The 20,784-nt window shown below is 42.9% G+C and carries 17 protein-coding genes and 1 pseudogene; 10 read left to right on the forward strand and 8 right to left on the reverse strand.

What is annotated here, in order from left to right; translation table 11 throughout:
- The first annotated feature begins 31 nt into the window (after positions 1-31).
- Both ccoS and PG901_RS11530 read left to right on the forward strand, forming a co-directional pair.
- Complete coding sequence (gene ccoS / locus PG901_RS11525; RefSeq protein ID WP_201565277.1) at positions 32-262, forward strand: cbb3-type cytochrome oxidase assembly protein CcoS; 231 nt, start codon at positions 32-34, stop codon at positions 260-262.
- Positions 263-432: 170 nt separating this feature from the next.
- Complete coding sequence (locus PG901_RS11530) at positions 433-1,263, forward strand: sulfite exporter TauE/SafE family protein (RefSeq protein WP_271134482.1); 831 nt, start codon at positions 433-435, stop codon at positions 1,261-1,263.
- Between the two features lie 126 nt (positions 1,264-1,389).
- Here PG901_RS11530 and PG901_RS11535 read toward each other — a convergent pair whose 3' ends face one another.
- A complete protein-coding gene (locus PG901_RS11535; RefSeq protein WP_442966904.1) occupies positions 1,390-2,598 on the reverse strand; it encodes a DEAD/DEAH box helicase in 1,209 nt (402 codons plus the stop codon).
- Between the two features lie 265 nt (positions 2,599-2,863).
- Positions 2,864-3,079: a cold-shock protein gene (locus PG901_RS11540; protein WP_011513806.1), complete on the reverse strand. Its 216-nt coding sequence runs from the start codon at positions 3,077-3,079 to the stop codon at positions 2,864-2,866.
- Between the two features lie 532 nt (positions 3,080-3,611).
- Between PG901_RS11540 and aroQ the strand changes: the two genes are divergently transcribed.
- Positions 3,612-4,187 (forward strand): type II 3-dehydroquinate dehydratase, encoded by a 576-nt coding sequence (gene aroQ / locus PG901_RS11545; protein WP_271134483.1) that lies wholly within the window; start codon positions 3,612-3,614, stop codon positions 4,185-4,187.
- 222 nt (positions 4,188-4,409) lie between these two features.
- On the forward strand, positions 4,410-5,711 hold the full coding sequence (locus PG901_RS11550) for an ABC1 kinase family protein (protein WP_271134484.1): 1,302 nt from the start codon (positions 4,410-4,412) through the stop codon (positions 5,709-5,711).
- 52 nt (positions 5,712-5,763) lie between these two features.
- On the opposite strand, the gene PG901_RS11555 is transcribed toward PG901_RS11550, so the two are convergent.
- Positions 5,764-6,594: an ion transporter gene (locus PG901_RS11555; protein WP_201565273.1), complete on the reverse strand. Its 831-nt coding sequence runs from the start codon at positions 6,592-6,594 to the stop codon at positions 5,764-5,766.
- Between the two features lie 359 nt (positions 6,595-6,953).
- Here PG901_RS11555 and PG901_RS11560 point away from each other — a divergent pair, with 359 nt between their 5' ends.
- Positions 6,954-7,703 (forward strand): YebC/PmpR family DNA-binding transcriptional regulator, encoded by a 750-nt coding sequence (locus PG901_RS11560; protein WP_201565272.1) that lies wholly within the window; start codon positions 6,954-6,956, stop codon positions 7,701-7,703.
- A 130-nt stretch (positions 7,704-7,833) separates the two neighbouring features.
- Here the strand turns inward: PG901_RS11560 and PG901_RS11565 are convergent, their stop codons facing one another.
- Both PG901_RS11565 and ftsY read right to left on the reverse strand, forming a co-directional pair.
- Positions 7,834-8,400, reverse strand: a complete 567-nt coding sequence (locus PG901_RS11565) for a methylated-DNA--[protein]-cysteine S-methyltransferase (protein ID WP_271134485.1) — start codon at positions 8,398-8,400, stop codon at positions 7,834-7,836.
- A 64-nt stretch (positions 8,401-8,464) separates the two neighbouring features.
- Entirely contained in the window at positions 8,465-9,376 is a 912-nt protein-coding gene (gene ftsY, locus PG901_RS13665; protein WP_333780711.1) for a signal recognition particle-docking protein FtsY, read from the reverse strand.
- 924 nt (positions 9,377-10,300) lie between these two features.
- Here ftsY and PG901_RS11575 point away from each other — a divergent pair.
- From PG901_RS11575 to PG901_RS11585, 3 genes are all read left to right on the forward strand, one after another.
- A complete protein-coding gene (locus PG901_RS11575) occupies positions 10,301-10,453 on the forward strand; it encodes a hypothetical protein (protein WP_201565270.1) in 153 nt (50 codons plus the stop codon).
- Positions 10,454-10,640: 187 nt separating this feature from the next.
- Positions 10,641-12,149, forward strand: coding sequence for a M16 family metallopeptidase (locus tag PG901_RS11580; RefSeq protein WP_271134487.1), 1,509 nt, complete (start codon positions 10,641-10,643; stop codon positions 12,147-12,149).
- A 69-nt stretch (positions 12,150-12,218) separates the two neighbouring features.
- The gene (locus PG901_RS11585; protein WP_271134488.1) at positions 12,219-13,751 is read left to right on the forward strand and encodes a M16 family metallopeptidase; all 1,533 of its coding nucleotides are present in this window, start codon (positions 12,219-12,221) and stop codon (positions 13,749-13,751) included.
- A 156-nt stretch (positions 13,752-13,907) separates the two neighbouring features.
- Here PG901_RS11585 and PG901_RS11590 read toward each other — a convergent pair whose 3' ends face one another.
- The gene (locus PG901_RS11590) at positions 13,908-14,897 is read right to left on the reverse strand and encodes a D-Ala-D-Ala carboxypeptidase family metallohydrolase (protein WP_201619333.1); all 990 of its coding nucleotides are present in this window, start codon (positions 14,895-14,897) and stop codon (positions 13,908-13,910) included.
- A gap of 294 nt (positions 14,898-15,191) precedes the next feature.
- Here PG901_RS11590 and rodA point away from each other — a divergent pair, with 294 nt between their 5' ends.
- Complete coding sequence (gene rodA, locus PG901_RS11595; protein WP_271134543.1) at positions 15,192-16,334, forward strand: rod shape-determining protein RodA; 1,143 nt, start codon at positions 15,192-15,194, stop codon at positions 16,332-16,334.
- A gap of 1,255 nt (positions 16,335-17,589) precedes the next feature.
- A pseudogene (locus PG901_RS13715) lies at positions 17,590-17,937 on the forward strand (septal ring lytic transglycosylase RlpA family protein); the annotation flags it as partial.
- A gap of 167 nt (positions 17,938-18,104) precedes the next feature.
- Here the strand turns inward: PG901_RS13715 and radA are convergent.
- Together radA and lptB are read right to left on the reverse strand one after the other, a co-directional pair.
- Positions 18,105-19,544: a DNA repair protein RadA gene (gene radA, locus PG901_RS11605; protein WP_201565265.1), complete on the reverse strand. Its 1,440-nt coding sequence runs from the start codon at positions 19,542-19,544 to the stop codon at positions 18,105-18,107.
- 296 nt (positions 19,545-19,840) lie between these two features.
- On the reverse strand, positions 19,841-20,551 hold the full coding sequence (lptB, locus tag PG901_RS11610) for an LPS export ABC transporter ATP-binding protein (protein ID WP_271134544.1): 711 nt from the start codon (positions 20,549-20,551) through the stop codon (positions 19,841-19,843).
- Between the last annotated feature and the right edge of the window lie 233 nt (positions 20,552-20,784).

The following is a 20,784-nucleotide window of genomic DNA, read 5'->3' on the forward strand; positions in this document are numbered from 1 at the left end:
ATATAAGAAACTGCTATTGAAGAGGTTTGCCATGCTCAGTATATTTTTATTAATTCCTTTAAGTTTAATGCTGTTCGTGGTCGCCATCTGGGCAATACGCTATGCGGTCAAATCAAACCAGTTTGAGGACTTAGATAATGCGTCACAGCGTATTATCTTGGATGATCGTCAAGAACGTCGGCAAACGATTCAAGCTCATACGCCTAGTGACGATATACCGCAAGCTGATGACACGGCAGACTCCAACAAAGCCGACGATTGAGTACTACTGATTCACCTTTTGCCGATATCGTCTTAACAAAGCAAATAGCTATCAATAAAATTCAAACATATAGCCTTCCATATCTCATTTATACGTGACTGCTTTTATCATTTTTTTAGATAAATGATAAAAATAGGCTCACGCTTTACTATTTTTAGGAGAGACTCCCCATGACCACAGCTTTACTTGTTGCGGCATTACTAATGGGATTTTTTGGTTCACCACATTGCTTAGGCATGTGTGGCGGGCTAGTAGCAGCATTTAGTCTATCGATGAAAGATGTCAGCCCTGCTAAGCGCCGCGCTTTGATAGCCACCTACCACTTCGGGCGTTTAAGCAGTTACGCATTTTTAGGCTTGGTCGCCGGACTTGTGGGTACCACTGTTTTAGAGCCATTAATGAAAGGCAATAGTACGCCTCGTATCTTATTGGGCTTGGTATTGGTATTTGTTGGTGTCACGATGCTTGGTGCACCATTTTTAACCAAGCTTGAGCGTGTCGGCATGCGTTTTTGGCAGTATCTGAGTCCGCTACGCCAAAAAGTATTTCCACTTAATACCTTCCCGCGTGCTTTAGCGGCAGGGTTATTATGGGGGTTCTTACCTTGTGGTTTGGTCTACGGTGCGCTACTCATTGCCGTCGTTGCTCATAACCCATTGGGCGGTGCGGCATTGATGTTTGTCTTTGGTTTGGGGACAGTGCCGATGTTGGTTGCCACCCATGAAACGGTTGGTTGGCTACGTGAGAAAATTGGACGCCTACGTTTAAGGCAAATTAATGGCGCTATCATGGTTTTATCGGGGTTAGCCGTCGTTTTCGTGCCTATCGCTATGTCCAGTATGCATGGTGACCATGGCGGTGGTCATAGCGTGAACATGGAGCATGGTGAGCATACCATGATGAATGACACAGGTAATACCACCGACCACGATATGAGTCAGATGGACCATAGTATGCACAATATGAATGATGACTCAGCAGATATGGAACATCATCACTAACTAATTGCTGTTTAATATTCCTTTAAATTGATGGCATCTAAAAACAGACGTATAAAAAAGCCCTTAATCATGCATTAAGGGCTTTTTGCTGTTTAAATACTTTAGAACTTAATTCAAAAAATTCTATTAAGGCTGCCACTGCTCAAGGCTAAACTTGGTATCTAAATGCTTCTCTAATGCTGGGATATTAAAGGCATCATCTTCGCTGACGAAGCTAATACTGATACCGGTTTGGCCCGCGCGTCCAGTACGTCCGATACGGTGTACGTAATCATCTGGCTGATCCGGCAAGGTATAATTAATCACATGGCTGACATCATCAACATGAATACCGCGTCCTGCCACATCGGTTGCGACCAACACAGAAGCATGACCATCTTTAAAGCGTTGCAGATATTTTTCGCGCTTTTGCTGAATCACATCGCCTGATAACATGACGATTCTATGTCCCTGACGCAGCTTATGATACAAGCGCTTAACCTGATCTTTACGGTTGGCAAAAATAATCACCTTCTCGACTGTGCTATCAGTGATGATACGTTCGACCGCTGCTAGTTTTTGATCTTCGGTTAATAAGTAAAAATGCTGATCGACCAATTCGCTGGTCTTATGCTCAGGCTCAATCTCTACAAACTCTGGCTCATGCAACCAGCGGTAAGCGAGATTCATCACATCTTGGTTAAAGGTGGCAGAAAACAACAAGCTTTGACGATCAGTATTTGGCGGCATACGACCAACCAAACGCTTGATATCAGGGATAAAACCCATATCGAGCATACGATCCGCTTCATCTAATACCAATACTTCAACGCGATCTAGATAGACCATGCCTTTGTGCATTAGGTCAATCAAACGACCTGGAGTGGCAATTAAGATATCCACATATTGGCGCTCAAGCTCATGCTGCTGGGTTTCATAATTGGTGCCACCCATGATACACACGCTGTGTAGCGAGGTGTATTTGGTCAGGGCAATGCAGTCGTCAAATATCTGCTGGGCAAGCTCACGGGTTGGCGCCATAACAACGGCACGTGGCTCACCTAAATAACGTTCTTCATCGGCAGCAAAAGGACGTTTTAATAACGCTTCCATAATGGTCAGTAAAAACGTTGCCGTCTTGCCAGTACCCGTTTGCGCCTGTCCAATGGCGTCTTGATTTGCCAATGTATGCGGTAATATCTGTGCTTGAATGGGCGTCAATTCAGTAAAACCTAAATCACTCACGGCACGTAAAGTAGGGTTTGATAACGGCAAATCCGTAAACGTCTTAAAAGTACTCAAAAAAATATCCTTGTGTGTGAATCGCTTGTCTATTATTAATAAATAAAAGCTCATGATAAGCGTTGGTTTTATAATACGACTATCTGTTGTGAATAGGAAACATTGTGATTAAGAGCTACTACTTAAAAAAGCCCAGTCCGTAATCTCTAATCAGATAAATTATAAAACTCATAAGCATAAAAAAGCCAAGCCCAACGCCTAAACTTACCAAATATGCTGCGTTCAACTCAACATAGGTAAGACAAGACGGGCTTGACTCAGTAGTATATCAGTAGTTTGTACAGACATTATAGCTGAACGGCGCTAATCACTGTAGCGATTACTCTTCTACTTTTCTGACTTCTTCAGCTTGCAGGCCTTTATCGCCTTCTACCACACTGAACTCAACCTTTTCGCCATCTTTTAGAGAGCGATAACCATCACCTTGGATTGCGCGGAAATGGACAAAAATATCTTCGCCGCTATCACGTTGAATGAAACCAAAGCCTTTTGAGTCATTAAACCACTTAACGATACCTTGCTCACGAGCTGACATAATATTACTTCCTAAAAAGTCACTTAACCCCAAATTCCTTTGCGACATTGCATATAAACGGGGTTTAAGATTATGAAATCAAAATGTAAGAGTACTACTCTACATACCATCATCTGCACATAAAGCGTGTTATTACCCTCTTTATGATGCAGCCTATAGTAAAATTACCATAGTCAATGTAGGTTCATATCAAAATTGCTTTATGCACTTTAATAATTAACCTAACTGACATTAGCAACAAATAGGTAATATTTGTTGCGTAAAAAATATCATAGCACGGGTTTTTAGCAACATAAAGACTTTTAACACGATTTTTAACCCCTAGGATAATTTTTCATGTTATTTTTTATTACATGGCTGCCAAGCTGTTATGATAAAAGGATAAGCGCTTATCTATTCGGCTAGTTTTATTCTTCGGATAACTTTACTCTTAAAACCTTACAGCAAAGTTATCTTATACGGCCCTACTATTGACCCATAGCGATAACAATACTTATAAATAAAATACCACTTTATAAAGATAGAGACTATTATGACCACACCTTCTCAGTCAACAGTGACCGACAAAACCTCTAATCAAGAAACTCTTATAAGTTCAAATGACATAAGTTCAAACAATATAAGTGCAAACGCCAAAACGCATAAGCTGTTGCTTATCAATGGCGTTAATTTAAATTTATTGGGTAAACGTGAGCCTGAGATTTATGGTCATACAACCCTTGCTGATATTGAGAAAAATTTGGTCGCACGGGCAGCCAAATATGGCATTGAGCTGATTTGCATTCAATCAAACCATGAAGGCAAGCTTGTCGATGAGATTCAATATTATGGTCTGTTAGCAGAGTCAGCAGCGCAAGTAGATGCGATTATTATCAATCCTGCTGCCTTTACTCATACTTCGGTTGCGATACGGGATGCATTATCGGCGACACAAAAACCCTTTATAGAAGTGCATTTGTCCAATGTTCACGCCCGTGAATCGTTCCGGCAGCATTCTTATTTTAGTGATATAGCCGTCGGCGTTATTTGCGGCTTGGGGCATTTAGGCTATCAGATGGCATTAGATTATTGGCTGACTCATACTTATGATTTGAAGTTAGACAGCTAATGATTTATCACTTGATGCTTGTTATTGAAACCCTATTTATTAGCCAATAAAAAACCGTCATACTGTTAAGTCATAAGCGACAATATATAACTTATAAGCAGCATTAAGATACGCATACTGTTGCTTTTGGCACATTTTTTGGCACACTAGTCAAACAGCAATCCTTTGCTTAAAATAATAACATTAGGGCTTAGTAAATAAACCCACTATATGGTGACATGAATGGCAAAATCGTCCGGAAAACGCTTTATGAAACTCGCTGGCATGACCGCCAGTATTGCCGGCAAAGCCGCAAAAAACTCATTAAAGCATCTCTCAAGTGACGAAGAAAAACGTCTACAAGCGCGCTCAGAGCTGATGCAAGATGTCGGTGTTCAGATAGCTGAAACGCTTGGCGAAATGAAAGGCGCGGTGATGAAAGTGGGTCAAATTGCCTCGCAATATAAAGATGTTTTTCCGCCGGAAGTTGCAACGGCTTTAGAGAAGCTGCAAAAAGATGCACCGCCGATGCCGTATGCGCAGATACGTGCTCAAGTTGAACGTGAGCTTAACGCACCAGTTGCTGAGTTATTTACTGAATTTGAAGAAGCACCCTTTGCCGCCGCCTCAATCGGGCAAGTGCATAGAGCCGTTTTGCCATCTGGACAAAGGGTGGTGGTAAAGGTTCAATACCCTGATGTCGATGAGAACTGTGATAGCGACCTGAAGCAAGTACGCATGGCGCTAAAAATCGCCGGCGTGCTCAATATGAGTAAACAATTACAAGAGCAGTTATTTCACGAGATTCGCCAAAGCTTGCACGATGAGCTCGACTATATTAAAGAGGCGCACAACCTCCAAGTATTTGGTGCGTTTCATGCAGAAGACGACGGTCTTATTATTCCTAAAGTGATTGGTAGTCATTCATCTAGACGGATTTTGACCTTAACCGAAGAGATGGGTGAAACGCTCACGGTCGCCGCGACGTGGGATAATGCTATCAAGCAAAAAATTGCTGAGCGCCTGTTCCATTTTAGCGCAGGGCAACTATTTGGTTTATACCGCATGCACTGTGACCCACACCCTGGCAACTTTGCTTTTCGCACCGATGGCAGTGTGGTCGCTTATGATTTTGGCGGAATTCGCAGTTATAGCCATAGCGAAGTACAATTATTTCGCCGTTTTGCCAAGCATGCTTTAAAGGGTGACGTGACCGCGCTTGAGCAAGATTTAATCGCCCTAGACATTCGCCGTGATGACGAGAAAGTTGTGCCGGGTGAGTTTTATCAGAAATGGCTAGAGATTGGCCTTAAGCCTTTATCCGTAAAACCTTATCAAGAAGGTGCATTTGATTTCGGTAGCAGCCAGACCCATCACGAAGCCATCGCCCAAATGCGTACTTCTTTAAAGTATTTTGGTCAGTTTCAGCCATCAGCGACGACGATGATGCTTGACCGTACGATTTCGGGTCAGTATTGGAATTTGGTCAATCTGGATGTGGTGATAGATTTATCGCCACTGGTTGCTGAATATATAGACTATTAGTACTTAGAAGCCCGATAATTTTAAAAAGCCATATAAATCGCGTTAATAAACACTAAACATGCAGGGCATGACCGCAGCGATCGCAGAAATCTGCTCCTACGGCGTGGCCGAATTTTCCGCAGTTTGGACAGGCAATAGGATTGAGCTGTGGACGCATATTACGTGCCAGCTCAGCGGTAAAGATACCCGTCGGTACGGCAATAATCGCATAACCGGTAATCATGACCATAGATGCAATTGCTTGTCCGATGGGCGTTTTTGGTGACATATCGCCATAGCCAGTGGTGGTAACCGTTACTACCGCCCAATAAATAGAGATTGGGATACTGGTAAAACCATTTTCCGGTCCTTCTACTACATAAACGACCGAGCCAAAAATAGTCACCAGCAATACCAAGGATAAGAAAAATACCGTGATTTTCTGCTGGCTGGTTTTAAGTGCTGAGGCAAGAAAACCCGCTTGCTGCATATAAGTGTTGAGCTTGAGCACGCGAAATATACGCAAGATACGTAGTATGCGAATCACGAGCAAATACTGTACACCACCAAATATTAAGCTTAAATAGCTTGGCAATACCGATAATAAATCCACTATCCCAAAGAAGCTAAAGGTATAACGAAAGCGATTGGGCGCTGAAAATAGCCTTAAGATGTATTCAATAGTAAACAAAATGGTAAAAAACCATTCTGCATAGCGAAATATGGTGCCATATTGCAAACGCATGTACAGCACACTATCTAGCATCACTACGCCGACACTGGCCAAAATCGCAATCAGCAATACGATATCAAACAGCTTACCCAAACGGGTATCCGTGCCTTCGATAATAATATGAATGCGGTTACGCAAATGAGTAATAGCTTCGGCAGTTGGTTGCTTCATAGAGTCAATAAAGTCACAAGATCAATGGTTATATAGAACCGAACGTTTTAGGCTGGCATGGACAAGCTAAGGTTGGTCAAAATGCGCTAAAGTGGTTTATAATATTGCAAATATTGTTGCTCTCGACCGTCATCGTCAGAATTGATGATGGGTCAAAATATAGAAAATAGCAGTGTAGCAAAAAAGCGCACCAAACGACATACAAATCGTTAACTGGCTGATAGGTCTATTACACTGCCTTAACAGCACAATCATATAATAAGAATACCTCATCAGGTATAAAAAGTTGTTACTGATGTATAGTCCTAACAACTTTTTTATCCGCACTATAAATAACACGTAAAACTTAAGGATGTCATATGGCAGGCCATTCAAAATGGGCAAATATCAAACACCGTAAAGCCCGTCAGGATGCGGTAAAAGGTAAAGTCTTTACCAAAATTATTCGTGAAATTGTTTCTGCTGCCAAGCAAGGTGACCCCGACCCTGATAAAAACCCGCGCTTGCGTGCCGTTATCGAAAAAGCACTGTCAGTCAATATGACACGAGATACCATCAATCGCGCGGTTGCTCGTGGTACAGGCGGCGATGACAATGATAATATGGATGAGGTCAGCTACGAAGGCTATGGTGTCGGCGGCGTCGCAGTATTGGTCGAAACCTTGACTGATAACCTGAATCGTACGGTCAGTGAAGTGCGTCATGCTTTTACCAAAAACGAAGGCAACCTTGGTACCTCAGGCTCAGTGGCTTATCTATTTACCAAGCGCGGCGAAATCACCTTTAACGATATCAGCTTAGAAGAAGAAGTTATGCTAACGGCCTTAGACGCTGGGGCACTTGATATCGAAAACGACGGCGAGTCACTACTGGTCATCACCGAATGGGAAAGTTTCGGTCAAGTCAAAGATGCGCTCAATGCGGCAGGTCTGGTCTCTGACAATGCTGAAGTGACTATGTCGCCATCTACCAGCGCTGAGATAGACAACGTAGAAGATGCCGAAAAAGTCATCAAGATGATTGATATGTTAGAAGATATTGACGATGTGCAAGAAGTTTATAGTAATGTGACTTTTTCAGATGAGGTTATGGCGCAGCTTGAGCAATAGTTCGAGCAATAGTTTCTAACCAATACCACCATTTATCAACACCTTATTGATTATTAATAAAAAGGCGAAACATTAAATATGTTTCGCCTTTTTTAGTGTTTAAGCGCGGGTGATGAGCACTTTTTCCATGCTAAGTTTTGTAGCTCACCCCTTCCAGCGCTAACAAATACGCTTTCTTGTCTAAGCCGCCTGTATAACCACCCAGCTTACCATCGCTGGCAATTACTCGGTGACAAGGAATGATGATACTAAAAGGGTTTTTACCATTGGCATTAGCAACCGCACGAAAGCCTTTAGGATTACCTACGTGCTGCGCCAGTGTGGCATAGCTAATCGTTTCACCATGCTTGATGCCTTGTAACGCCCGCCATACCTGTTGTTGAAACTCAGTGCCTAAGCTTATATCTAATGGCAAATCAAATACTTGACGCTTACCCTCAAAATACGTGATTAATTGCGCTATCGCTTCTATAAGTAGCGCTTGAGCAGGCACGTCTTTGCTTAGGCTGTTTTGAGCGATAAAGGTAAAATCTTGATCGACAAGCCCATAATGCTTTTTAAGTTTAGGAATGGATTTTGAGCTGTGCCAAGAATCGCCCACCTGCAGCCAATTGACTTCGACCAGCTTAGGGCTACTATGCACACTGGCAATCAGTGCTAACTGGTGCGACTCAACAGCTGCGATGGTGACTATCATAATTCTTCCCTCTAAACACTCATATTTTTAACGCTTATTTATTCATTGAAAAAACTACCAAGCGCTACTCTTTATCGTCAGTCTCAAATAGCGCTGCGACAAACTGTTTTGGACTAAAGGTACGCAAATCATCAATCGACTCACCGACCCCAATATAACGAATCGGCACATCCGAGGTTTCAGCGATATTGAACACCACACCCCCTTTTGCAGTACCGTCTAATTTAGTAATAGTAATGCCGGTTAATGGCACGACTTTGTTAAACAATTCCACTTGGTTAATCGCATTTTGACCCGTGCCAGCGTCGAGGACAATCATGCCTTCATGCGGCGCGCTTGGATCGGCTTTACGCATCACGCGTACGACTTTTTCAAGCTCCGCCATCAGGTGGGTTTTATTTTGCAAGCGCCCAGCCGTATCAGCAATTAATACGTCGATATTTTTTGCTTTCGCAGACTGCATAGCATCAAAGATAACAGAGGCGCTGTCAGAGCCATGACCTTGGGCAACGACTGGAATATTATTGCGCTCACCCCAGATTTGTAGCTGTTCAGTCGCCGCCGCACGGAACGTATCGCCAGCTGCCAACATAACGGATTTACCTTCACCTTGTAGACGCTTAGCAAGTTTACCAATAGTCGTGGTTTTACCAACACCATTCACGCCCACTACCAAGATAACAAAGGGCTTTTTACTGGTATCAATAACGAGTGGCGCAACTTTTGGCGTTAAAATATCGACCAGCTCAGTTTGTAAGGCTTTATATAATGAATGGGCATAAATCAAATCGCCACGAGCGGTTTGCTCAGTGAGACTTTTGATAATACGATTGGTTGCATTGACACCGATATCAGCCACCAACAGCTGGTCTTCAACCTCTTCTAATAGCTCATCATCAATCTCTTTACCACCGATAAGAATACTGACCATACCTTCGGCAAGATTTTTACGTGACTTACTCAGTCCCGTTTTCATGCGATTAAACCAGCCGCCTTTTTTCTTATTTTCCTCAGTCTGTTTTGACTCTTGTGACTCTTGTGACTCTTGTGACTCTTCTGGCGCGGCTGATAGCTGCTGTATTTCGGTTTGTGCTTTATTTATGGCACTGGTATCACCAGTGGCAGATGTAGCGCTTGGTCTATCGCCCAGATGATCTTGCAAAGGCATGGTAGGAATGGTAGTTGTAGACTGCGATGAAATAGCATTTGTATTGGTATTCGCAGTAGCTTCCAAAGTGTTTTCAGAAGAACTTTGTTTTTCTATCTCAACGATGGGCGTACCTAATGCCATATCTGCTGTATTACTCTTTTCTGCATCACTCTTTTCTGTATTACTGCTTGCAACACTGTCTGACGCATCGACGATGGGCACCGTTTGCGCTGGCAGACTGGGTAAGGTAATATCATCGTCATCCAAATCATCAAGACCACCGTCAAGGTTGATGACCACACGATTGCTATTATTGGGATTATTCATAAGCTTGCCCTAAAAGTTATCATTATCAGTAATTTGTTTTAAAGTAACTGTTTTTAAAGTGATTGTTTTAAAATGACTATGCCGCCCGCTTTTTATTATTTAACGGGTGATTATTTTTAGCCTAGTTTAGCATAATTCAAGTGGTGCTTAGCCTTTAGCATTGTAGAGCGCTGTCAAATTGTAAAAACGTGGTAATCCATAACAAACAGCCATGCCAAAAACCGTGCCAAACATACTGCTTTAAACAAGACTAAAAATTATGCTAGCAATCATACTGTAAACCATACGCTGGTCTAAGCAAGTTTCGCTTAAGGTTTGGACACAAAAATCTGACCTTTGATAGGCCAAACTTCGCCTACTCTTAGCGAGCGCTAAACCGTTGTATTTTTTAATTTACTCAACCACTTATATTGGAAATGACCTATGTTATCACTATCGAATAACTATAAAAAAATGACCCAGATGGGCGCCGCCGTGCTTCTCGCTACCATTGCATTATCGTCAACAGGCTGTAGCACCACACAAGAATTTAAGCCGACCGCTAGCGTCATGGTTGGGGCGCATAAGTCGTTATAACGGCTTTATGCTCATTATAAATATGTATATTACTAGACGCATTAACATACGCTCTTCTCATTCTATAAATCAGTTACTTATCAGCTGCCTTTTTATATAAGTAGAACCTATCATGTCATTGTCACTGCCTTCATCACTGTCTTTACCATCATCTGCTCACTCTCTACGCCTTGCCTGCGCTCTAGCTATGGCCACTACCCTTGCGGCTTGCCAAACCAGCGCGATTTCTTCGGCGAGTGGAGTTGCTACAAATAAAAATACTACAACTACAGATGTGATAAATAAAAACCAAACGCTTAAAGATGCTGAGCAATCTTCAGCGTTGACCATGGATATGTCTGGTCGCCATGAATATAAGCTCGCAAACGGTCTAAAGATAGTGGTCAAAGAAGACCACCGCGCGCCTGTGGTTATGACCCAGATTTGGTATCGCGTCGGGTCAGCAGATGAGCCACTTGATAAAGGCGGCATCTCTCATGTGCTAGAGCATATGATGTTTAAAGGCACCACTGATGTATCAAGCGACGATTATGAGCGTTTGATTGCTAAATTTGGCGGCGTTAATAATGCCTTTACCAGTTACGACTATACTGGCTATTACGAGCTATTCCCTGCCAATCGTTTGCCGTTAGCTTTAGAGCTAGAAGCGGATCGCATGAAAAACTTAATATTTGATGACAAAGCGTTTGCCAAAGAGCATCAAGTGGTGATGGAAGAGCGTCGTCAGCGTACGGATGACAACCCCCTTGCCAAAGCTTATGAGTCATTTCGCTTGCTGGCCTTGCCGAACAGCCCGAAAGGTGAATCGGTCATTGGACCCATGAGCGAGCTTGAGTCGATTACTCTTAACGATTTAAAAGACTGGTATAAAATATGGTACGCGCCCAATAATGCGACGTTGGTTATCGTCGGTGATGTCGAACCAACCGAAGTATTGGCGCAGGTTAAACGCTACTTTGGGGCGCTAAAACCAAGCGCGCTACCCAAGCGTCCTGCGGTCACTCAAAAGGGCTTTCGCGGTTATCAGCAAGTAGAATCCGAGCAAGCGGTGCAAGTGCCAGTTTTATTAATGGGTTATAACGTACCCAGTCTGGTGAGCGCTGGTGCTAATAATGAAAAACAAGCCTATGCGCTATCACTTGCCCAAGATGTATTGGATGGTGGTCTATCAGCACGTTTAGAGAGCAGACTGGTACGCGAGCAAGGTCTACTCACCACAGTTGGTACGTCTTACGATTTGCTTGATCGCGGCGATGGACTGTTTTTGATACAAGCAACCCCGCGCGAAGGCGTCAGCTTAGCGCAAGCACAACAAGCCATCATTAATGAGATTAATAAGCTATCGACCGACCCGATTGCTGCCGATGAAATCGAGCGCGCCAAAACCAATACTGTCACCGGTTTGGTGTATGCACAGGACAGCATGGAAGGTCAGGCGCGTATGATTGGCTCACTGCAATCTATCGGTCTTGATGATAGGTTACTGGCCAAATTGCCAACCAAGCTTGATAGCGTAACGATTGCGGATATCCAAGCGGCAAGTAAAAAGTATTTGGTCAAAGACAATTTAACGGTGATGCACATCATCCCGCCTAAAGAAACTGCCAATAAAGATAAAGCTAGCCAAGGTAAGATGAGCAAAGATACCGTTAGTAAAAATAATGCTACTAAAGAAGCGGTAAGTAAAGATAAATAATATCAATATGTTATCTAATTATCTTAGCAAAAAACCAATACTTATGACCTTATTAATAAGAAGAAAGACATGACTCAAATACCTTTTCTTAAGAAAACCAAATTCTCATCTAATGTTAAGCAGCTTCCTTATCTGAGTGCAGGTATATTCTTTGGGATGATGACCTTAACTACTATCGCTCAGGCAGATATGGCAGGTGGCGAAGATGCTCGCACGCCGGCTGCCGCAGTCGATACTAGCGCGCCTATTGCCGCTTTAGCTAAGCTTAGTAGCCTTGATAATGCCAAACCTTTAGAAGTCACTGTTCCAAAGATTCAAACCTTTAAGACCAAAGCCGGTATTCCTGTGCTTTTTGTGCCGACGACTACCTTACCCATCGTCGATATTGATTTGCGCTTTAACGCCGGTAGCGCACGTGATGGCAGTATCAGTAAATCAGGCTTTGGTATTGCCAATATGACCGCAACGATGCTTGAACAAGGCTCCAAACGCTTAGATGAAAACGCGTTCACGCGGGCGGTCGAAACCTTGGGTATCAATCTAAGCAGTGGCGCTTATAAAGACATGTTTATTGTCTCGTTGCGTAGCTTATCTGATGATAAACATCTACTGCCTGCCGTTGACTTAATGACGCAAATGCTTACTGAACCAAGCTTTGATGAGCAAATATTAGCCCGTAATAAAGCACGCTTACTGGTCGGTTTACAGCAGCAAAAACAAGACCCAGGCAGTCTTGCTAGCATTGCCTTTAGCAAGGCACTCTATGGCGACCATCCTTACGCTCATCCATCGGTTGGCACGCTTGAAACGGTTCCTAATATTAAAAGACAACAGTTAATCGACTTTAAAAACCGCTATCTAGTCGCCGCCAATGCGTCGCTTGCCATGACCGGTAATTTGACTTTGGCACAAGCGAAAAATTTGGCTGAAGAAATAACGGCTGACTTATCGATTGGTCAAGCGGCGGCTACCCTGCCCGAACCAAAACCATTAACCCAATCTCAGCACATTCATATTCCGTTTCCTAGTAGTCAAACCACGGTATTAATGGGTCAATTGGGCGATAAGCGCGCGACTGACCCCCAAGCGCAGCAAAAGCAAACCAACTTTGCCGTCGGTAATGAAGTGCTAGCAGGTGGCGATTTTAACGCGCGCTTGATGACCGAAGTCAGGCAAAACCTTGGTTATACCTATGGCATTTCAGGCTCTATGAACCCGATGCTGGCGCGCGGACCTTATCAGATTGGTTTTTCGACTCGTAATGATAAAGCGCGCGCGGCGATTGATGCCAGCTTGGCGGTGATTAATGAGACGTTAGATAAAGGTATCACCAGCGATGAGATGAGATTGACCACGGATAATTTAAAAAACAGCTTCCCGATGGGTTTCGCCAGTAACGCAGGAATCAATAGTCTACTTGGCATGATGAATTTTTATCAGCTACCCAACAGCTACCTGACCAATTATGTCAGTCGTATCGAACAGGTCAAACTGTCAGAGGTCAACCAAACCCTGCGCGACACCTTAAAACCTGACGACTTTTTAATCGTTACCGTTGGTGAGGTGAACCCTTGGGATGAGAAGACGTCTAAGAAAAAATAATAAGCCTGATAGCATGTTTTTTATAGGCGTTTAAGAATATCGATTGAGCATTGATATACCTTTATTGATAATCAATTATCTATAAAAAACCAACTAAAAAAAAGCTCAGCCAGTAATATTGACTGGCTGAGCTTTTTTTAATTGAAGAGAAAGATTTTAATAGCGGCAAGCAGAGCTGCTACTGGCATGATTAAAGCCCCATTTACGATAACCATCAGTATCTAAATGAATCGCACCAGTAGAGTATAATCCTAGGCCAAAGTTGTGCGATTGACCCTGATATTGCCAAAACTCACATAAGCTGTCTTGCATACGACTCAGCTGCCATGGGCTACTTTCATATTCTGGCACCCAAATATCCATCGCGCCTGCGGTCATGTGCTTACTGGCGTTTGCCCCGCCTGCACAGCCATTTAACCCAGGACTGCGATAGACTGAACGTATCTCGGTATTGGCAGGCAAGATACCTTGGTTTTTGAGCTGACTATAAAGCTGCAAGGTCGGCACAATATTCGCCCATAGCTCCTGCGGCGGTAGCTGATAAGGCTCATAGCCGCATTTATCCCAACTACGGGCAGTCGTTAGCAGCTGTGATAAGGGCGGGACGTTTTGTGCCCCCACTCGTGAGCTTAAATAGCGCTGATAATTGGCCACTTGTCCGGCGCGGTAGCTATTACTATTTAGCCAAGTATTAAAATCCATACTGGTAAAATCGTTATAATTACTATTTCCGAAGTTATTATTACCAGTGTTATAAGTGGTGTTATAACGTGGCGTAACTTTATTGGTAATGACGCGTTTGCTCTCTTCTATCGACAAACCACTATCAAAATTAAATTCGCGCTGTTTTTGCTGAATGAGCCCTTGCATACTATCGCCGCCTAAGCTATTTGACCCACTCCTGCCCTCGCTTAATATTGTCGCGCCGCCACTATAACTATTGCTTTGACTGCCATAATTTCTAGCAGGCGTGATATAGGCGTTAGAAGTGCTATCAGTAGCGCTACTGCCATGGCGGATTTGGATACGGCGCTCACTATTATCACTTATAATAGCGGCAGAAGCCGAGACACTGCTGGCACAAATACATAGGGCAATAACAGGCTTATATATTTGCCTATAAACAGATTTTTTTGTCTTTATCATTATTAGAAACTACCGCTGAAAACGTTTTATCGATACTATCAAATTTTAAGCAAGCAGGCTAAACTATCGCAGCGAATCAGCGGTCACCTATTCGTTATTAACACTTATCCTTATAATGTTCATATTGACGTTACTTTATTACCAGCACGTTACTTTATGCGCTATTATCTGGTTAAATGAACGCCTTATAATCGCCGCTTGCTTAATGATTAGTTGCTTAATTGCCTAATTGATGAGCTATTATCCGTCAAACCTGACTTTTCTTTCACACCAACTGCCAGTCACATTTTGCCTATGTCTTCTAACCCGCAATACCGTTTTTCACGTCAGAGCCATCATCTAGGTCAAGGTCATGCGCCGACGCTATGGCAACGTACTCATATTGACCCGTGGCTAACCTTACTGCTATTAACGGTTTGCTGTATTGGTTTGACAATTTTATACAGCGCATCCGGCCAAGATAGCGACATGGTCATACGCCAAATGGTCAGCTATGGCGTTGCCTTTACGGTGATGTTTATCATGGCGCAGATACCGCCTAGCCTCTATCGCACCTTTACCCCCATATTTTATGTGTTAGGGCTGATATTATTGGTACTGGTTGATATCATTGGCGAGGTGCGCATGGGTGCGCAGCGCTGGATTAACTTACCGGGATTTGGCAGTGTGCAGCCTTCAGAGTTTATGAAACTTGGCATGCCGATGATGTGTGCATGGTTTTTATCCAAACGTGACTTGCCGCCCTCACTATCCAGCATTGCCATCACTTTGGCGTTAATCGTAGTGCCGGTATTGTTAATCGCTAAAGAGCCTGACCTTGGTACTTCATTACTGGTCGCGGCCAGTGGCATTTTTGTGTTGTTTTTGGCAGGACTTTCGTGGCGATTGATTGCGATTGCAGCGGCTTTGGCGGTGCCTTTGGTCGCTTTCGCTTGGAACTTTTTATTACATGATTACCAACGTACGCGCGTCTTAACCTTATTTAATCCTGAGGCTGATGTACAAGGAGCTGGCTGGAATATCATTCAATCCAAGACCGCTATTGGTGCAGGCGGCCTTACTGGCAAAGGCTATCTAGAAGGCACCCAGTCTCATCTACATTTTCTACCAGAAGGTCATACTGACTTTATCATTGCCGCATTTTCTGAAGAATTTGGCTTACTTGGCGTGATATTACTCATATCTATTTATGCCTGTGTGCTGACTCGTGCCTTATATATTGCGTTCAGCCATCCTGATACCTACAGTCGATTACTGGCAGGCGCGATTGCTATGTCCTTTTTTGTCTATGTTTTCGTCAATGTCGGTATGGTCGGCGGCATTTTGCCGGTTGTTGGCGTGCCTTTGCCTTTTATTAGTTATGGCGGTACAGCTATCGTTACCTTGATGGCAGGTTTCGGCTTATTGATGTCAATCCATACCCATAAATCTGACTAATGCTTTTTTAAGCAGCTTGCAAATAAAGTAACTTACAAAGTGAATTATGTATAGCAATTTTTATGCTTAATGGCCGTTTTAGCCTTGGTTGAAATAACGATAAAAACACGCTATTAAGCATCCAACTTAGTCATTTAAAAAGTCATTAGGCAGCAAATCGGTGGGCAAATTTAGGAAGAATTTGCCATCAGCATTCATTCAGCCTTTATTCGATATCAACACAGAATTTGCAAAATTAGGCGGACACTTGTTGTTTTAACCTAATTTTATTTGTAATCAATTCTACATAGATTGTCATAAAAACCCTAACATCACGCACTTATTAATAATCATAAGTCATTGTTATTATTACAAATAATACCAAAAACCTACCAACTACACCCCTATAAAAACCCACTATTAGCCCACTCATACTGAGAGGTTTTATTCCTTGTTTTTTACAAAAAATTGCGTTAACCTCGTTTTATGGTAGATATGATACATAACCCGTACATAGATACTAACAAACTTATCATTCAATTATATTGTCGTTGTAGCTCCTCCGTATAGTTAGCAACTTGTAGATTTCAGACTTTCAAAGTTACTACTTAATTAACGGTTTAATAACAAAGTAATACGTAATACACTTTAAACTCTTTATTAATTTAGCATTGTGTGAAAGTTTGGTTATCGAATAGCAGTATCCCATTTTAGTGGTTGATGCGTTATTTAATTCATATTGTTAACTATCATTTGAGCGTGTCATAAGTTAAGTTTGGTGATTTGTCCCTAAATCATAAACGCCTACTCACTTATGATGATGAAATAAAAATTACCATATATTAAAATTTATTGAAGCCGGGCGGTAACGTCAGTCATTATGAGAAAGGTGATTGATCTCGGTTTTAGGGTTTGCGGCAGGGTTAGATTGGTCTAACCCTGCCTCGCTCCATCTAAGAGGTTTTTAGTGTTAAGTTTTGATGTATAAGTTATAGAGGTACTTATGAATAAGCGTTTATCTGGTTTACTTACAATGTCAGCGGTTTTATTTGCTGGCTCTGCAGTCGCTTCTAATGCAAATGCGGTAGAATCAAAAACCTCCCTTGCAATGATCTCGCAAGATAACGCCTCCCATATTGACCGTGTACTCGGTGAACTTAGTCGTCAGCACGACGGCGCATCAAGCTTAGTTAAGTCTGCCCGCCAACCTACTTCATTGGCACTGAGCAGCTCACTGTTGGCCAGTGACACCGCACAAGTATCTAAAGACGAAGATGTGCTAGAACGTCTAACAGCAGTCGCCTCTAACTCTGTGAGCAAATTCAAGCAAACCGGCTTAGCCTCTTGGTATGGTCGTCAGTTTCATGGTCGCAAAACCGCTAGCGGTGAGACTTTTGATATGAATGGTCTAACCGCTGCGCACCGTTCACTACCACTGAACTGCTACGTTAAAGTGACCAATAAAAACAATGGTAAAAGCGTTGTGGTAAAAGTAAATGATCGTGGTCCATTCCATGGTAACCGTGTGTTAGATTTGTCTTATGGTGCGGCGAAGCAACTTGGTATTACTGGTAAAGGTGTGGGTAACGTGGCTATTGAACGTGTTTCAGGCCCATCCTCTTAAACCATTAACGTCTTAGAATAATAGCGTTTTAAGCCCTTAACGGTTTCGTATTATAGAAAAACCATACTTTTAGCTTCAAATAAAAAGCGCCTAACTCATTCAAAGTTAGGCGCTTTTTTGTTGTGTAAATTTTAATTATGAATATAAAAGGGTTTGCTATTAAACCCTTATAGCTCAAACGCCCTTTCAATCGCATCATCTAAGCGTTCTACTGCAATCACATTGATACCTTTGAACTGCGGCGCATCTTTAGCAGGCGCATTGGCTTTAGGAATAATCGCATGTTTAAAGCCGTGCTTCATTGCTTCTTTTAAGCGTTCTTGACCATTAGGTACAGGGCGAATTTCACCTGACAAACCAACTTCACCAAAAACAGCCAGTGATGACGGCAAAGGCTTTTCTTTGATACTAGAGGCACAAGCTAAGAGCACTGCCAAGTCAGACCCTGTTTCTATTACTTTCACACCGCCGACGACGTTGACATAGACGTCTTGTCCGCTAGTATGGATACCGCCATGGCGATGCATGACCGCTAGCAACATCGATAGTCGTTGAAAATCTAGTCCTAATGCCATGCGTCTAGGTGAACCTTGTGAATCATCAACCAAGGCTTGTACTTCCACCAGTAGCGGTCTGGTACCTTCACGACTCACCATGACCACAGAGCCTGCTACGGGTTTGTCATAACGGCTTAAAAATATCGCTGACGGATTGGCGACCTCTTTAAGCCCCATATCGGTCATGCCAAAAATCCCTAACTCATTGACCGCGCCAAAACGGTTTTTCACCGCGCGTATCATACGAAAACGCGAGTCAGACTGACCTTCAAAATATAAAACCGTATCAACCATATGCTCAAGCACACGCGGACCGGCAAGCGTACCTTCTTTGGTCACATGCCCCACTAAAAATAATGCCGTACCAGTTTGCTTGGCATAACGGGTCAAAATAGCCGCCGACTCGCGAATCTGACTGACACCCCCCGGTGCCGAATTGATGGCATCGGTATAAATGGTCTGAATCGAATCAATAATAGCAATCGCAGGCTGCTCTTGGGTTAATGCCGCGCAAATAGTTTCGACGTTGGTTTCAGCAAGTACACGCAACCTATCAGCAGGCAAATCTAAACGTTTAGCACGCATAGCCACCTGCGCCAATGATTCCTCACCCGTCACATACAAAGCACTACCCGCCAATGAATCAGCCTTTGCCATATTAGTCGCGGTTTGTAGCAAAATCGTCGATTTGCCGATACCTGGGTCACCACCTATCAAAACGACAGAACCGGCCACCAATCCGCCACCTAATACCCGATCAAACTCACTGATACCGGTTGGTAAACGCGTATCTAAACCTACGCTTACGGCATTGAGTGGCATGACCGCACTATGTGTGCCGGAATAGTTCCCGGTTGGTGCTCCACCCGATGAGCGAGGTGTTGCACGATTTGCTGCTGGTTTAGCAGTGCTTTTGTTATGATGAGGCATACTGACGTTTGGTGCTTCAACTAAACTGTTCCATTCGCCGCAATCAGAGCACTGTCCCGACCATTTACCAAAATGTGCACCGCAGCCTTGGCAGACATAGCTACTTTTATTTTTTGCCATAACGTATGAACCTTATTCAGCTGGTCAATCGAAAGTAATAAATAAAGAATAATAGATAGAATTTATGAAGCTCTGTAAAAGCTTTAATATAAGAGTGTTAGAGATGATATATCAGCCTGTAGAATCAGGCGGTAATTTATAGAGGACTGTGCTTGCAAAGAATGTACTGACAAAGATTGCTTTTATCAAAAAGCAATTGCTAAATATACGTTGAAGGTCTGCCTAATAACGAAATATCTGGCTAAAAATACAGATGAGGTTTAAAGAAAGTATATCGGCTAAGCCGTAAGATTATTTTATACCTGAAAATCTTTACCAAGATAAACTGACTTCACCAATTCATTTTCTAATACTTCGCTCGACGTCCCTTCAGCAATAATAGCGCCTTCTGAAACGATATAGGCTTTTTCACAAATTGCTAAAGTATCACGTACATTATGGTCAGTAATTAAAACCCCAATACCACGATTTTTTAGCGTTAAAATAACGTCTTTAATATCCCCTACAGAGATAGGGTCAACACCTGCAAAAGGCTCATCTAATAAGATAAATTTGGGGTCAGCAGCCAAAGCGCGCGCAATCTCACAGCGACGGCGCTCACCACCTGAGACACTCATGCCGAGTGATTTGCGTACATGTTCTAAATGGAACTCACCGATCAATTTTTCAAGCTCTTGGCGCTGCTCAGAGGCGCTCAACTCATTACGAGTTTGCAGAATAGCTAAGATATTGTCTTCAATCGATAATTTACGGAAAATAGACGCTTCTTGCGGCAAATAACCAATACCGGCGCGCGCACGCTCATGCATGGCATATTTGGATAAATCCATTTTTCCTAAGGTCACACGGCCCTTATCCATGTTGACCAGTCCCACCACCATATAAAAGCTGGTGGTTTTGCCCGCGCCGTTTGGACCTAGTAGTCCAACGACTTGCCCTTGTTCAACAGAGAATGACACATCTTTCACCACCCAGCGTTTACCATAGCGCTTACCTAAATTTTGCATCGTTAAACGAGCGACAGGTTCAGAGCTATTCGCTGACGCTACAGAGTCATTATTAAGCTCATTGCTATTAACAACATTATTTTTAATATCACTCATAACTTACTCATCACTTACTTGTAAAGTTGCAACACTCAAGCACTAATATGGATAGCTTAAATACGGACGGCTTACATGTTTAATAGTTTAACGATTTTAATGCATGCAGCTTTATGAGCCATCTAACCAATTGTCAT

Origin of the sequence: Psychrobacter sp. ANT_H3 (assembly GCF_027919975.1) — a bacterium.
GTDB lineage: Bacteria > Pseudomonadota > Gammaproteobacteria > Pseudomonadales > Moraxellaceae > Psychrobacter > Psychrobacter maritimus.

Coding starts and splice junctions, on each gene's coding strand:
- PG901_RS11560 (WP_201565272.1), top strand. CDS start 6,954: ATGGCAGGCCATTCAAAATGGGCAAATATCAAACACCGTAAAGCCCGT.
- PG901_RS11565 (WP_271134485.1), bottom strand. CDS start 8,400: ATGATAGTCACCATCGCAGCTGTTGAGTCGCACCAGTTAGCACTGATT.
- rodA (WP_271134543.1), top strand. CDS start 15,192: ATGTCTTCTAACCCGCAATACCGTTTTTCACGTCAGAGCCATCATCTA.
- PG901_RS11575 (WP_201565270.1), top strand. CDS start 10,301: ATGTTATCACTATCGAATAACTATAAAAAAATGACCCAGATGGGCGCC.
- PG901_RS11530 (WP_271134482.1), top strand. CDS start 433: ATGACCACAGCTTTACTTGTTGCGGCATTACTAATGGGATTTTTTGGT.
- PG901_RS11540 (WP_011513806.1), bottom strand. CDS start 3,079: ATGTCAGCTCGTGAGCAAGGTATCGTTAAGTGGTTTAATGACTCAAAA.
- ccoS (WP_201565277.1), top strand. CDS start 32: ATGCTCAGTATATTTTTATTAATTCCTTTAAGTTTAATGCTGTTCGTG.
- radA (WP_201565265.1), bottom strand. CDS start 19,544: ATGGCAAAAAATAAAAGTAGCTATGTCTGCCAAGGCTGCGGTGCACAT.
- PG901_RS11535 (WP_442966904.1), bottom strand. CDS start 2,598: ATGAGCTTTTATTTATTAATAATAGACAAGCGATTCACACACAAGGAT.
- ftsY (WP_333780711.1), bottom strand. CDS start 9,376: ATGAAAACGGGACTGAGTAAGTCACGTAAAAATCTTGCCGAAGGTATG.
- lptB (WP_271134544.1), bottom strand. CDS start 20,551: ATGCAAAATTTAGGTAAGCGCTATGGTAAACGCTGGGTGGTGAAAGAT.
- PG901_RS11555 (WP_201565273.1), bottom strand. CDS start 6,594: ATGAAGCAACCAACTGCCGAAGCTATTACTCATTTGCGTAACCGCATT.
- PG901_RS11550 (WP_271134484.1), top strand. CDS start 4,410: ATGGCAAAATCGTCCGGAAAACGCTTTATGAAACTCGCTGGCATGACC.
- PG901_RS11580 (WP_271134487.1), top strand. CDS start 10,641: ATGGCCACTACCCTTGCGGCTTGCCAAACCAGCGCGATTTCTTCGGCG.
- PG901_RS11585 (WP_271134488.1), top strand. CDS start 12,219: ATGACTCAAATACCTTTTCTTAAGAAAACCAAATTCTCATCTAATGTT.
- PG901_RS11590 (WP_201619333.1), bottom strand. CDS start 14,897: ATGATAAAGACAAAAAAATCTGTTTATAGGCAAATATATAAGCCTGTT.
- aroQ (WP_271134483.1), top strand. CDS start 3,612: ATGACCACACCTTCTCAGTCAACAGTGACCGACAAAACCTCTAATCAA.